Here is a 14,198-nt window from a genome sequence, read left to right as displayed (position 1 = left end):
CACCTCCTTAGATGTGGTATATCTAAACTCTATTTTTTATAGAAGATATACTTGCTTAGATAATATATAATCAATGCATGAACGGAAGCTTTAGGCCGCCAAAGCCGCCTTTCTTGCCGCCCTGCATTTTTTTCATGCGCTTCATCATCTTCTGCATTTCCTCAAACTGCTTCAGAAGCTTGTTGACGTCCTGCACACGGGTACCGCTACCCATAGCTATGCGCTTTCTGCGGCTGCCGTTGATGAGCTTTGTATTTGCCCTCTCCTTGGGAGTCATGGACAGGATAATCGCCTCTATGCGACGCATTTCCTTGCCATTGAGGTCAATGTCCTTGTCCTTCAGGGCATCCTTTACCTGGCTTCCCAGCCCCGGAATCATGCCGATAATCTGCTCGAAGGAACCGAGCTTCCTTACCTGCTTCATCTGGCTCAGGAAATCGTCCAGGGTAAATTCATCCTTGCGCAGCTTCTTGCTTAATGCTTCCGCTTCCTTGGCATCAAAGGCATCCTGCGCCTTTTCAATCAAAGAGAGCACATCGCCCATGCCCAGGATACGGGAAGCCATGCGGTCCGGATGGAAGGGCTGCAAAGGCTCCAGCTTTTCGCCCATGCCCACGAACTTGATCGGGCAGCCGGTCACTGCCTTGACAGACAATGCCGCACCACCGCGGGAGTCACCATCCATCTTTGTCAGAACCAAGCCGGTCAGCTCCAAATCTTTGTTGAAGCTTTCCGCCACGTTCACGGCATCCTGACCGGTCATAGCATCTACCACCAGCAGAATTTCGTGCGGCTTTACCTCACGCTTGATGTCCTTCAGCTCCTGCATCAATTCCTCATTGATGTGCAGACGGCCAGCGGTATCGATGATAACCACATCATTGGCGTGAGTAAAGGCATAATTCAAGGATGACTTGGCAATAGTCACAGCGTCAGTCCCCGGCTCCATGGAGAATACCGGGATGTTCAGCTGCTTGCCAATGACCTGCAACTGGGTAACAGCTGCCGGCCTGTATATATCAGCCGCTACCAGCACAGGGCGCTTGCCCTGCTTTTTCAGTGCCAGTCCCAGCTTGCCGGCGGAGGTTGTCTTACCTGCACCCTGCAAGCCTGCCATCATGATGATGGTTGGCGGCTGTGATGACATATTTATCTTGCTCTGGGAACCGCCCATCAACTCGGTCAGTTCCTCATTAACAATCTTGATTACCACCTGGGCAGGCGTCAATGCTTCCATAACATCCTGACCGATGGCGCGCTCCGTTACACGCTTGACAAAGTCCTTTACTACCTTGAAGTTTACGTCTGCCTCCAAAAGAGCCATCCGCACTTCCTTCATGGCAGACTTTACATCGTCCTCTGTCAGCTTGCCGTGTCCGCGCAGCTTTTTAAATGTTTCCTGCAGTCTGTCTGCCAAACCTTCAAAAATCAAAACTATTCCTCCTGAGCCGTGTCAAGGCTGGTATATGGTGCAAGCCGCTGCAATACTGCGGCCACCTGCGAACCTGCCCCGCCAACATCAAGTCCTTTCAGCTCATCATAAATTTCTGTCAGTTCATGACGCTGCTTCTCAATCCTCTGAGCCAGCCCCAGCTTCGCTTCATACTCTGCCATGGTCTGCTCGGAGCGGTGCAGTATATCGTATACTGCCTGCCGGGATACACATAGGCTTTCCCCTATCTCCGACATGGAAAAATCCTCAAACAGGTGCATTTCCAGGCAACGCTGCTGCTTTTCTGTCAACAGCGGCCCGTAGACATCATATAGCTGAGCCAGATATAAACGCTGTTCCAGCACAATACCACCTGCTTTCAAGGCACACCCTTACCCGACCATAGCTATTATAACCAGCTGGGGAGGGGTTGTCAAGTATTTTTCCTTGTCAGCTCAAAAAATTGCCATTATTTGGCGGCTGGCGGTGGAAGAAGTGGAGATTGTTCAGGCGTTAAGGGGGAGGAGGCGGGGCATAAGAAAAACCGGTTATGAAATAACCGGCTTTTCTTATGATATATCATTCGATGATACTTTTGCGCAAATTAGATAGCTCTCTCGACCTTGCCAGAACGCAGGCAACGGGTGCAAACATTAACACGCTTAACCTCGCCCTCAACAACGGCACGAACACGCTGAATGTTTGGCTTCCAGGTACGCTTGGTCTTCAAGTGGGAATGGCTGACATTATTGCCGCTCAACTCACCCTTACCGCATACTTCACATACACTTGCCATGTAACACACCTCCTTATAGTATCTATGAGTGTGTACGGTCTTCACACACAATATGAAAATTATAACACACGCTCACTGTTGATTGCAACCACCGGCATAAATTTTCTTCCACAAAAAAACCGACACCGTTGCCAGCGGCAATATCCCCTTGCCCCTGACTCGCTGCAAAGCATGACAGCATTTCTCACGCTGTCACAGTTAGCTATTATAGCAGATAAAAAACTTGTTGTAAAGTATTTTTACTTTACAGCATCGGCTAATTTTAAAAGATGCTGCAATTCTTCCTTGCTGAAGTGATATTTCTCGCCGCAGAAGTGGCAGCATACCTCCGCCTGCCCGTCTGCAATCAGGGATTCCATGTCATCATGGTTGAGATTAAGCAGCACGTCCTCCAGCCGTTCCTTTGAACACTGACACCTGAAAGCAAGGTCAGTAGTAGTCAAAAACTCCATCTCAAAGCCATTCATGATTTCCAGAATGATTTCCCTGGCATCCTTGCCCTCATCAATCATGGTGGTGACAGGGCGGAGCTTTTGAAGGTTTTCCTCCAGCCTGCTGATGGTTTCCTCATCTGCATCCGGCATGGGCTGAATAATAAAGCCTCCTGCCGCTTTGGCAGAAAAGTCCGTATCCACCAGCACGCCAAGTCCGATGCTAGAAGGCGTCTGCTCGGAAACATATAGATAATTGGTCAAATCCTCGGCAATCTCACCGGTGACAATCTCGCTGCTGCCCCGCATAGGCTCACGCAGGCCGGTGAAACGGGTAACGGTAACAAGTCCCTGGCCCACACCGCCGCCTACATCCAGCTTGCCCCTGTCATTCAATGGCAGCTCCACATGAGGATTAGCCACATAGCCACGGACAAACCCCTCCGGCACCGCATCCGCCGTAATATTCTTCAGAGGGCCGTCCCCCCGGATATTGACAGTCAGCGCCTCTTTATTTTTCAAATTTGCCGCCAGCAGCAGTGCGCCTGTCATGGTGCGCCCCAGGGCTGCCGCCGCCACAGGATAGCAATCATGCCGCCTGATGGCTTCATTTACCAAGTCCGTAGTCACGGCAGCATACACCCTGACACCTTTGGTAATCGCCTTTACTAACTTATCGCTCATAAATCCATCTCCATGACAACCTCGCCGGAGTTAATATCATAAATCCGTATAGAGTCATTCTCAATTACAGCACAGGTCTGCCTGCCGTCCTCACGCTTGGAAAGGGACGGGGAACCAGGGTTCAGGAACACTGTATTGCCCCGCTTTTCCAGCACATTGACATGCACATGGCCGCAGATAAAAATATCCGCCCGGATTGCCTCTGCCATCCTATCCTTCTCAGCATCAGCCTCCACAGTATGGCCATGCACTGCCACAATATGGCGCCCGTCTGCAAAAGCATGGACATAAGGGGACTGAATAGGCATATTCAGCACCAGCTGGTCTACCTCGGAATCGCAGTTGCCCTTACAAATCAGCACAGGCTGCGAGCAGCCATTGATTTTTTCAGCCAGCCCTGCCGGATTGTAATCCTCCAACATAGGATTGCGGGGCCCGTGGTACAGCACATCCCCCACATGGATAATAAAATCCGCGTCCTTGAAAAATTTTTCATAAGCCTTTGCCCAATGCTCCTGACAGCCGTGGGTATCGCTTATTACACCAATCTTCACAGTAAAGTCCCCCTTATCAATTGCCTACAACATCTGATAGCAAAACACGCCTATCAAATCTGGCGCAGCAGGTTTGCCATCTCAATAGCAGTCATGGCACCGTCAGCACCCTTGTTGCCAGCCTTGGTGCCGGAGCGCTCAATAGCCTGGTCAAGATTTTCAGTAGTCACCACGCTGAAGGACACTGGTACGCCGGTAGCCATGCTCGCCTGAGCGATGCCCTTTGCAGCTTCGTTGCACACATAGTCATAATGAGTAGTTGAACCGCGGATGACAGTGCCCAGGGCAATAATCGCATCATACTTGCCGGACTCAGCCATCTTCTTGGACACCAGCGGCAGCTCAAAAGCCCCCGGCACCCACGCAACCGTAATATCATCCTCGCTGGCACCATGACGATGCAGGGCATCCAGTGCGCCCCCCAGCAGCTTAGAAGTGAAAAACTCATTAAAACGGGAAACCACAATACCAAAACGCAGCCCCTGCGCATTCAGCATACCCTCTAAAACCTTAACTTCCTTCATATCACTATTCCTCCTATAAAACGAACTAATATAGAATAATTAAAGAGAAAAGCACATTATACTTATACGTCACTGTTCACATGAAGGCGGCGGCATTGGCGGTGCCATAAGCAGGCCGTTGTTCAACCTCGGTACTTAGCGGGTGATATGCCGGTGGCATATCACCCAGTACAAGACAACTGCAATGCGTTGTCTTGTACTGCGACTTTGCAAGCCGCAGGCGCAGCAATAGCTTAGTACCGCCAGGTTGAATGCCGAGTGCAAACGTGCCTGCGATGGCACTGCCATGCCGCCCGCCCCCAAAGTGAACAGCGTAACGTAATGTTACTTATTCGTGCAAAATATGTCCCATCTTGGTTCTCTTAACCTTCATATATCCTTCATTGTACTCATTGCGAGGAGTCTCCAGCGGCACCCTGTCCACAATCTTCAGGCCGTATCCCTCAAGTCCTGCCCTCTTTGCCGGATTATTGGTCATCAGACGGATGGTAGTCAGCCCCAAATCTGCCAAAATCTGCGCCCCGATGCCATAATCACGCTCATCCGGCGCAAAGCCCAGCAGCACATTGGCCTCCACAGTATCCTTGCCCTGGTCCTGCAGCTCATAAGCACGCATCTTGTTGCCCAAACCGATACCGCGTCCCTCCTGACGCATGTACAGCACCACGCCGGTGCCCTCAGCCTCAATGCGCTTCAGGGCAATAGCCAGCTGATCTCCGCAGTCGCAGCGCAGGGAGCCCAGGGCATCTCCGGTCAGGCACTCGGAATGAACGCGCACCAGCACATCCTCCTTGCCCTTTACCTCGCCCTTCATAATAGCCAGATGGCACTTGCCGTCCAGCTTGCTCTCGTAGGCATGGATGCGGAAATGGCCGTACTTGCTAGGCAGGTCTGCCTCGGCAATCTTTTCCACGAAGCACTCAGTCCGCTTTCTGTACTCAATCAGGGACTGCACCGTAATCAGCTTCAGGCCGTGCTTCTTAGAAAACTCAATGAGGCGCGGCGTGCGCATCATGTGCCCGTCATCATCCATAATCTCGCAGCAGAAGCCAGCCGGAGTCAAGCCTGCCAGCTTTGCCAGGTCAGTAGTAGTCTCGGTGTGGCCCGCCCGGCGCAGTACGCCACCCGGCACGGAGCGCAGCGGGAAGACATGCCCCGGACGGCGGAAATCCTCCGGCTTGGAGTTGGGGTCGATCATCTCCTTGACAGTCTGGCACCGCTCAAAAGCAGAAATGCCGGTGGTGGTGCTGGTGGCATCCACAGACACGGTAAAGGCAGTCTCATGATTATCGGTGTTGTTCACCACCATCTGCCCGATCTTCAGCCTGTCCAGAATAAAGCCCTCCACCGGGGTGCAGATAAGCCCCTTGGCATGGGTAGCCATAAAATTAATATGCTCCGGGGTGCACTTATCTGCTGCCACAATCAGATCGCCCTCGTTCTCGCGATCCTCATCGTCCACAACCACAATCATATTTCCATTCCGGATTTCCTCAATTGCTTCTTCAACTGTTGCAAAATCTGCCATTATAACCGCTCCTTAAAATATAAAAATAATCAAAGCCTTAAATAAATCAAAGTAAAATCAAACCAAACCAGCCCTGTAAAGCCAGGCACCAGTCAGTCAAAATCCGCTTTTTAGCAGCATTTCCATGGTAACGCTGCCAGCCTCCGGCTGCCCATCCTTCCGGGCTGACTGCCTTGGCAGCAGCAGCTTCTCCACATACTTGCCTACCACATCGTTCTCGATGTTGATCAGGGAGCCTTCCCCCTTGCTGCCCAGGTTTGTCACCTGACGGGTATGGGGAATCAGGGACACCGTAAAATCCCTGTCCGTCACCGCCGCCACTGTCAGGCTGATGCCATCCAGGGCCACAGAGCCCTTCTCCACAATGTAATGCAGAATATCAGCATCTGCCGCTATCTTCATCAGCACGGCATTCTTGTCATCCTTCATAGAAACAATCCTGCCTACGCCATCAATGTGGCCGCTGACAATATGCCCTCCCAGGCGGCTGGCAAGAGTCAGTGCCCGTTCCAGATTGACCGGGCTGCCAATCTTCAGCTCCGCCAGGGAAGTGCGCCTGACGGTCTCCGGCATCACATCAGCCCGGAAGCTGCTGCTATTGAACTCCGTCACTGTCAGGCAGATACCGTTGACTGCAATGCTGTCCCCCAGCTGCACATCCTCCAGCACCCTGCTGGCAGACACCTGCAGCACACCGCTGCCTATGGCCTTTATCCTGCCCACTTCTTCAACAATTCCTGTAAACATGTCCTTCACCTTTTAACTCAGACTCACATCATTATATATACGATATGCCTCTGGATTTTTCCTGCATGATACAGAAAATTTTTCTATTTTTCCGTATTTCTTTTTACAATTCCCGTCAAAAGCACATCAGAGCCCAGCTGCCTCAGCTGAATGTCCTCCAGCTCCACGGCATGGCTTAATTCCCGGAAGCCATCACCTTCCACCGGGGTAAGGGCATCCCTGCCTCCTACCAGCTTCGGTGCAATAAAGGCATATACCCTGTCCACCAGACCTGCCTGCAAAAGGGAAAAATTCACGCTGCCGCCTCCCTCAACCAGCACGGAGGATATCTTCATGGCTCCCAGCTGCTCCATCAGGCTGTGCATATCCACTTGGCCGCCACTGCCAGCCACAATGACTTCCGCACCTGCCGACCGCAGTGCTTCCAGCCGGTCTGCCGGTGCCCCTGCCGTCACAGCCACAATGGTACTGGCGGCACCGTCTGTCACCAGCTTTGACTCCAAAGGCAGCCTTGCCCGGCTGTCCACCACAATCCGCACAGGATTCCTGCCCGGATACTCCTTCAGCCTGGTTGTCAGGGCAGGATTGTCCGCCAGCGCCGTATTGATGCCCACCAGGATTCCATCGTAAACATCCCTCAGCCTGTGAGTCTCGTAGCGTGATGCCTCATTGGTAATCCACTGGGACTGACCGGCGGCCGTGGCAATCTTGCCATCCAGCGTCATGGCGGTTTTCAGTGCCACAAAGGGCAGCCCTGTGGTCATCCATTTCAGGAACACCTCGTTCAGCTGCCTGGCTTCCTGCTCCAGCACCCCTGTAGTCACCTGAATGCCGGCTTCCTGCAAGATGGCAATGCCCTTGCCAGCCACCTTGGGATTGGGGTCCATCATGGCAACCACCACCCGGCTGACACCTGCCTCCACCAATGCCTTGGCGCAAGGACCCGTCCTGCCATAGTGAGCACAAGGCTCCAGGGAAACGTACACCGTAGCCCCCCGTGCCAGCTCGCCAGCCATGTTCAGGGCATGGATTTCAGCATGGGGAGTACCGGCCTTCCTATGCCAGCCCTCTGCCACTATTCTGCCGTCCCTGACAATCACGGCTCCCACCAAGGGATTGGGGGACGTGCGCCCCAGGCCGTTTCTTGCCAGGCTGATGGCACGCGCCATCATCTGCTCGTCGAAATCCTGAAACTGCCCTGATGCAGCAGCTTCCCCCCATCCGGCAAGCCTTCCTTTCAAATTCTTTTGCATCCTATCACCTCTGATTTTTGCATGATACAAAATATTTGAAGTACAGAGTGAAGTCCTCTAAAAACGCAAAAAATGGCTGTCGAAGAAAAATCCTCAACAGCCATCGTAAACACACAAAAAGATGCACGCAACACGTCTTTTCTCATCCAGACTATACTGTCGGCTCCGGAATCTCACCGAATCCTGCCCTCCCCAGCTCATGCACGGCAACCGAAGCTGCCGCCCCATTCACTGCCTCAGGCTCGCGGGCTGTACCGCCGGTAGGGAATCACACCCTGCCCCAAAGACTGTCTCTGTATTTCTGTGTATTATTTTAGCATAAATTTATATTATATGCAACACATTTTCCCAAAATACTATGCCGGGATGTAGTTTCAAGTTCTTGTTTCTCTTTCCGGGTGAAACAAATCCACCTGCCGCCTGGCAGCCCTGTCCACATCAAACATGTTGACCAGCTCCTTCACTGCCTGCGTAGGGGAAATCACGCCCTGCAACACGGCTTCCCTAACCTCCGGCATCCTGCCGGTAATCACCGGGTCCTCAAAGAACAGGCTGTGGAGATGCTCGTCAATCATGCTGTGCATCCACTCCAAAAGCTGCCCCCGGCGCCGCTTCTGAAAGACGCCGCTCTTTTCCGTCACTTCCCGGAACGCCCTGATAACCTCCCACAGCTCAGGAATACCATCCTTGGTATAGGCAGAGCAGGTATAGGCATGAGTCTGCCAGCCCTCGGTAGCCGGGCGAATATATTCTATCATCCGCTCATATTCGCCCCTTGCCACCTTGGCCTTCAGCAGATTGTCCCCATCTGCCTTGTTGATGACGATGGCATCCGCCAGCTCCATAATTCCCTTCTTGATGCCCTGCAAATCATCACCGGCGCCGGTCAGCACCACCAGCATAAAGAAGTCTACCATAGAGCGCACCGTGGTTTCCGACTGGCCAACCCCCACTGTTTCAATCAAAATCACATCGTAGCCTGCCGCCTCGCACATGAGCATAGTTTCACGGCTCTTGCGCGCCACCCCCCCCAGGGTTCCCCCGGCAGGTGAGGGCCTGATGTACGCTTCCTGCCGCCTTGACAGGGTTCCCATCCTGGTTTTATCCCCCAGGATGGAGCCCCTGGTGACAGAGCTTGTCGGGTCTACCGACAGCACCGCCACCCTGTGCCCCCTGTCACACAGCATGTTGCCAAAGGCCTCAATTATCGTACTCTTGCCAGCTCCCGGCACACCTGTAATCCCTATACGCAGGGCTTTCCCCGTGTGGGGCAGCAGCCGCTGCAATACCCGCTGTGCCTTGACAAAATGCTTGGAGCTATTGCTTTCAATGAGAGTTATAGCCCTTGATAATACCATGCGGTCGCCTTTCAGAACACCATCGACATATTCATCCTCGCTCATGATAAGCCGCCGCTTCGGTTTCATTTTGCCGCTGGCCAGCATAGGATTAATATTGCCCGTAGTTGTGTCCTTAACTCCCTCTATACCGCTCATGACACTACAGGCAAACTTATCATCCTTTTCCTCCGGCACCCAGCTGGGTTTTGATGTGGTATATTTTGCCATAACTCACACTTCCTTCTAGCTCCTTCTAATCCCTTCTAAAGCTTATTCTGCCAGCTCCTCCTTCGCCCTTTCAATCAGCAAAGTAAGCAGCTTGATGCCTGCCTCCGGAATGTTCGTGCCCGGAGCAAAAATTGCCACAGCACCGCTCTCATAGAGGAAATCGTAATCCTGCACAGGTATTACTCCCCCTATGCACACCATAATGTCCTCCCGTCCCAGCTTGGCAAGCTCCTGTACCAGCTGCGGCAGGAGCGTGTTGTGCCCGGCTGCCAGGGAGCTGAAGCCTACCATGTGAACATCGTTATCCACCGCATCCTGAGCAGTTTCCTCCGGTGTCTGGAACAGAGGGCCTACATCCACATCCCAGCCCATATCCGCAAAGGATGAAGCGATAACCTTCTGTCCCCGGTCGTGTCCGTCCTGTCCCATCTTTGCCACGAAAATACGCGGACGGCGGCCTGTCAGCTCCTCAAACTCATCAGCCATCTCACGGGCTCTGTCCAGCTCCGTCTTGTCGGTAAACTCAGAGGAATACACGCCGGAAATGGTGTGGATAACCGCCTGGAACCTGCCGGACACCTTCTCCACGGCATCGGAAATCTCACCAAGGGAAGCATGTGCCCTGGCTGCATCCACCGCAGCCTCCAACAGGTTGCCGTTCTCACGGCTCTCTGCCGCCTTGGTAACACCCTCCAGGCAGCGGCGCACATCATCAGCATTACGCTCCCGGCGCAGCTTCTCCAGGCGCTCAATCTGCGCCTGCCGCACAGCGGTGTTATCGATGGCAAGGATTTCCAATGGGTCCTCCTTTTCCAGCCGATACTTGTTCAGGCCGATGATGGACTCATTGCAGGAGTCAATCTGCGCCTGGCGTCGTGCCGCCGCTTCCTCGATGCGCATCTTTGGCAGGCCGCTGGAAATGGCCTTTGCCATGCCGCCCAGGGCCTCCACCTCCTGAATATGCGCCCAGGCACGGCGGATAATCTCGTTGGTAAGAGCCTCCACATAGTAGGAGCCGCCCCACGGGTCAATAATCTTGCAGACACTGGTCTCGTCCTGAATGTACAGCTGGGTATTTCTGGCAATCCGTGCCGAGAAATCAGTCGGCAGGGCAATAGCCTCATCCAGCGCGTTGGTATGCAGGGACTGGGTATGCCCCAGCGCCGCCCCCATTGCCTCCATCAGCGTCCTGGACACGTTGTTGAAAGGGTCCTGTGCCGTCAGGGACCAGCCGGAGGTCTGGCAGTGGGTTCTCAGTGCCATGGACTTGCTGTCCTTTGCACCGAAGGACTTGACAATCTTCGCCCACAGCACACGGGCTGCACGCATCTTTGCCACTTCCATAAAATAATTCTTACCGATCGCCCAGAAGAAGGACAATCGCTTGGCAAAAGCATCCACAGGCAATCCCGCTTTGATACCTGTACGGATGTATTCCAAGCCGTCGGCCAGGGTATAGCCCAGCTCAATATCAGCCGTTGCGCCAGCCTCCTGCATGTGGTAGCCGGAGATGGAAATGCTGTTGAACTTAGGCATGTACTTGGTGGTATACTCGAAAATATCACCGATGATGCGCATGGACATTTCCGGCGGATAAATATAAGTATTCCTCACCATAAATTCCTTCAAAATATCGTTCTGGATAGTACCGGCCATAACCTTCTTATCCACACCCTGTTCCTCGCCGGACAGGATGTAAAAGGCCAGAATCGGCAGCACCGCACCGTTCATGGTCATGGATACGGACATCTGGTCAAGAGGTATGCCGCTGAACAGGATGCGCATGTCCAGGATGGAGTCAATGGCAACGCCTGCCTTGCCTACATCGCCCAGCACCCGGGGATTATCCGAGTCATAGCCCCTGTGGGTAGGCAGGTCAAAGGCGATGGACAAGCCCTTCTGACCGGCAGCCAGGTTGCGGCGGTAAAAGGCATTGGATTCCTCCGCCGTGGAAAAGCCTGCATACTGCCTTACTGTCCAGGGACGGAACACATACATGGTAGAGTACGGACCTCTCAGGCAGGGCGGTATGCCGCTGGCAAAATCCAGATGGTTCATGTGATCGTATTCATCGTGGTTATATATAGGCTTGATAGGAATATGCTCCATGGTCTTGCCGGTCAGGGCGGCAAAATCAGCACCGGCAGCCGACTCAAACAGCCTCTGCCACTCCGCCCCGCTGCCTGCCGGAGCTTCCTTCAACTTCATATTGGTAAAATCAGGAAAAGCAGCCATTACTCAATCATCCCCTTCCTCTTCTGCAAAAGCTGCAGGATAGCGTAGCAGTTGGCACGGACATTGATATACTCGTCAATCCCTGCCTCCCTGTAGGTATCTGCCAGCTCCTTCGGCGCGGCACCTGCCAGGAATACCATTGCCTCCGGCAGTGCCTCATGAAGCTTCGGCGCAAGCGCCGGCACAATCTCCGGGTAAGTGGCATCCGTGGAGCAGATAACCACCGCATCCGCCCCGGACCTGCCTGCCGCCTCCGCAGCTTCCTCCACAGTCTGGAAGCCGTTGTTGCCCAGCACCTGGAAGGCTCCCACCTGCAAAAAGCCCGTGGTGAAGTCCGCCCTTGCCTTGTGCTGCGGTATCGGCCCCATGTTGGCCAGGAAAATCTTTACGTTGTCATCATGCTCTGCCTGATACTTCTCCGTAGTCATGCGCAGCTCCTCATACCGCTCGCTCCAGCGGTGGGGCAAAATCGCCTGTACCGCTTCCTTTGCCGCGGCCTCAGCAGACCGGCTGCAATCAATGGCCGCCCTCAGTTCGCCGATATCGGCACCTGCCCTGGCAGCCTCAATGGCAACCTGCACAATATCGCCGCCTTCCTGGCTGATTTTGCCCAGCTCCGCCAGCTTTTCCGCCTTGAACACCTCGTCCATATCTGACTGGTAGGCTGCGATGGCCTCGCTCCGTGCCCTGCGGTTAGCCTCAAAATCCTCCGGCCTCTCATCCAGCAGCTTTTCCGTCATATTCGGGTACATGTTGCTGCCTACGATGCGGTCACGCCTGAACTCCAGCTTCTTGAAGCGGCTGGCAAGCACTGCCCCCACCTGCGCCTGAGGATATCCCTCCAGCAGGGCTGCTGCTATACCGCCCATGCCTTCCACAGTCTGAAACTCCGCCCAGATTTTTTCCTTAATCTCTTTGGTCAGGCTTTCCACCGCCCAGGAGCCACCTGCCGGGTCAATAGGCTGCAGCAGCCCGAACTCCTCCTGCAGCATAACCTGCACGTTCCTGGCAATACGGCGTGAAAACTCATCCCCCTTCCGCACTGCCTCATCAAAGGTGCCGTTCTCGAAGGACTCAATGCCTCCCACCACCCCGGAGAACATCTCCGAGGTATTGCGGAGCATATTCACATAAGGGTCATACTTAGTCTTGAAAAACAGCGCCGGCTTGCCGTGGATATGTATCCGCTGGGCCTCGCTGCTGCAGCCAAAGGCCTCGGCAATCTGCGCCCAGACAGGCCGCACCGCCCTCAGCTTGGCAATCTGCATAAAGAAATTGGCGCCCATAGAGAAGCCGAACATTATCTGCCCGGCAGCCTCGTCCGCCGTCAGTCCCCTCTCCAGCATGGCACGCATATAGTCCGCCGCTATGGACAGGGTATAGGCGATTTCCTGCACATCGTTGGCGCCGCCCCGGCTGAACACATCGCTGCCAGCCATAAAGGTCTTCAGGCCTGGCGCATTTTTAATCGCCCACTTTGCCGCCAGATAGGCCTCATCGTACAGCTTGGCCAGGGACTGGCTGTTCCTGCCCCTGGCAGCCAGCTCACCGACAGGATTGGCGCCCACAATGCCCTTTAAATTCCCCAGGCTGCCGCCCCCTGACCGCACAGCCGCTGCCGTCAGTGCCAGCACAGGCACGGCAGAAGCACCTGCGTAGATGTACAGGGGGTACTTGTCGAGCTTCAAATCCGAAAGCAAAGTGCTCATGTCATCCAATGTGCTGATGCTGCAGCCTCCGTCACCGGGCCTTTCTGCCTTGTCACTGCTCCGGCAGTCAAGGGTGGCAGCATCCAGGCGCACATTGTAGATAGTAGAGCCCTTGTCCTGCTCGTGGCGGAGCAACTGGTTATTCTCCTGTGGCATAGTCAGATCACATGCCTGGGCAATCCCCCAAGGCGCCTTGATATAGCCGTTTGGCGTAGCACCACGCAAAAAATCATCCATGCCGGGGAAGGAATTTTTCGGCAGTATTTCCTCCGTATCCCTGCGGAAATACATAGGCGAAAAGGTAATCCCCTCGTAGGTGTCCGTATACATCTTCTTTTCAAAGGGCGCACCCTTCAAAAGAGCTATACAGGCTTCCTTCCATTCATCATAGCCGGGCGGGGCAAATTCATCCAAAGGCACATCAGGAAAAACGCTTTCCTGCTCCGCCCTTTTCAAAATCGCCTGAAGGTCCAGGTCCTTCTCCTCACTCATACAACAACCTCCTTCAACTAAAAAATCCATCTGCCAGAGCATGCAGATGGACTTGCTACGATAGCATGCGGCAGCCTGCCACAGGCTCATATGCCATGACAAAGGCTATAGCGGCACTCAATGCCTGTTCTATAGCCAACGCCAGAAAGGCAACGGAAACCAGCTGCCTAAAAAAACAAAACCAGCCCCGGGGACGCCGCGGCAAAGCCGCAGCAACCCCAAAGCTGGTAGAAGACCGATTTCAC

12 protein-coding genes and 1 riboswitch are annotated in these 14,198 nt (G+C 53.9%); all 12 genes read right to left on the bottom strand.

All coding sequences use genetic code 11. From position 1 onward, the window contains the following. Positions 1 to 70: 70 nt before the first annotated feature. Positions 71 to 1,432 carry a signal recognition particle protein gene (ffh, locus tag FYJ84_RS00650; protein WP_154405094.1) on the bottom strand — a complete coding sequence of 454 codons (1,362 nt, stop codon included), beginning with the start codon at positions 1,430 to 1,432 and terminating at the stop codon, positions 71 to 73. Positions 1,433 to 1,434: 2 nt separating this feature from the next. Further along, on the bottom strand, positions 1,435 to 1,797 hold the full coding sequence (ylxM, locus tag FYJ84_RS00645; protein ID WP_328596297.1) for a YlxM family DNA-binding protein: 363 nt from the start codon (positions 1,795 to 1,797) through the stop codon (positions 1,435 to 1,437). A 239-nt stretch (positions 1,798 to 2,036) separates the two neighbouring features. Then, positions 2,037 to 2,228, bottom strand: a complete 192-nt coding sequence (gene rpmB / locus FYJ84_RS00640; RefSeq protein WP_154405092.1) for a 50S ribosomal protein L28 — start codon at positions 2,226 to 2,228, stop codon at positions 2,037 to 2,039. Between the two features lie 239 nt (positions 2,229 to 2,467). Continuing rightward, positions 2,468 to 3,343, bottom strand: coding sequence for an Hsp33 family molecular chaperone HslO (hslO, locus tag FYJ84_RS00635; protein WP_154405090.1), 876 nt, complete (start codon positions 3,341 to 3,343; stop codon positions 2,468 to 2,470). Next, on the bottom strand, positions 3,340 to 3,897 hold the full coding sequence (gene yfcE / locus FYJ84_RS00630; protein ID WP_328596296.1) for a phosphodiesterase: 558 nt from the start codon (positions 3,895 to 3,897) through the stop codon (positions 3,340 to 3,342). The genes hslO and yfcE overlap by 4 nt, the downstream gene beginning before the upstream one ends. Positions 3,898 to 3,950: 53 nt before the next feature. Beyond that, positions 3,951 to 4,421 (bottom strand): 6,7-dimethyl-8-ribityllumazine synthase, encoded by a 471-nt coding sequence (gene ribH / locus FYJ84_RS00625; protein WP_154405088.1) that lies wholly within the window; start codon positions 4,419 to 4,421, stop codon positions 3,951 to 3,953. 328 nt (positions 4,422 to 4,749) lie between these two features. Further along, complete coding sequence (locus FYJ84_RS00620; protein WP_154405087.1) at positions 4,750 to 5,949, bottom strand: bifunctional 3,4-dihydroxy-2-butanone-4-phosphate synthase/GTP cyclohydrolase II; 1,200 nt, start codon at positions 5,947 to 5,949, stop codon at positions 4,750 to 4,752. A gap of 96 nt (positions 5,950 to 6,045) precedes the next feature. Next, positions 6,046 to 6,696: a riboflavin synthase gene (locus tag FYJ84_RS00615; protein WP_154405085.1), complete on the bottom strand. Its 651-nt coding sequence runs from the start codon at positions 6,694 to 6,696 to the stop codon at positions 6,046 to 6,048. Positions 6,697 to 6,779: 83 nt separating this feature from the next. Next, on the bottom strand, positions 6,780 to 7,868 hold the full coding sequence (gene ribD / locus FYJ84_RS00610; protein ID WP_154405229.1) for a bifunctional diaminohydroxyphosphoribosylaminopyrimidine deaminase/5-amino-6-(5-phosphoribosylamino)uracil reductase RibD: 1,089 nt from the start codon (positions 7,866 to 7,868) through the stop codon (positions 6,780 to 6,782). 211 nt (positions 7,869 to 8,079) lie between these two features. Next, a riboswitch (FMN riboswitch) is annotated at positions 8,080 to 8,241 on the bottom strand. A gap of 82 nt (positions 8,242 to 8,323) precedes the next feature. Then, the gene (gene meaB / locus FYJ84_RS00605) at positions 8,324 to 9,517 is read right to left on the bottom strand and encodes a methylmalonyl Co-A mutase-associated GTPase MeaB (protein ID WP_154405083.1); all 1,194 of its coding nucleotides are present in this window, start codon (positions 9,515 to 9,517) and stop codon (positions 8,324 to 8,326) included. Positions 9,518 to 9,559: 42 nt separating this feature from the next. Continuing rightward, positions 9,560 to 11,752 carry a methylmalonyl-CoA mutase gene (scpA, locus tag FYJ84_RS00600; RefSeq protein ID WP_154405081.1) on the bottom strand — a complete coding sequence of 731 codons (2,193 nt, stop codon included), beginning with the start codon at positions 11,750 to 11,752 and terminating at the stop codon, positions 9,560 to 9,562. Further along, on the bottom strand, positions 11,752 to 13,953 hold the full coding sequence (locus FYJ84_RS00595; RefSeq protein ID WP_154405079.1) for a methylmalonyl-CoA mutase family protein: 2,202 nt from the start codon (positions 13,951 to 13,953) through the stop codon (positions 11,752 to 11,754). The genes scpA and FYJ84_RS00595 overlap by 1 nt, the downstream gene beginning before the upstream one ends. Positions 13,954 to 14,198: the final 245 nt, after the last annotated feature.

Source organism: Anaerovibrio slackiae (genome assembly GCF_009695585.1).
GTDB lineage: Bacteria > Bacillota > Negativicutes > Selenomonadales > Selenomonadaceae > Anaerovibrio > Anaerovibrio slackiae.
The sequence above is the reverse complement of the archived record's forward strand: the minus strand, read 5'-3'. Positions and strand labels throughout refer to the sequence as shown.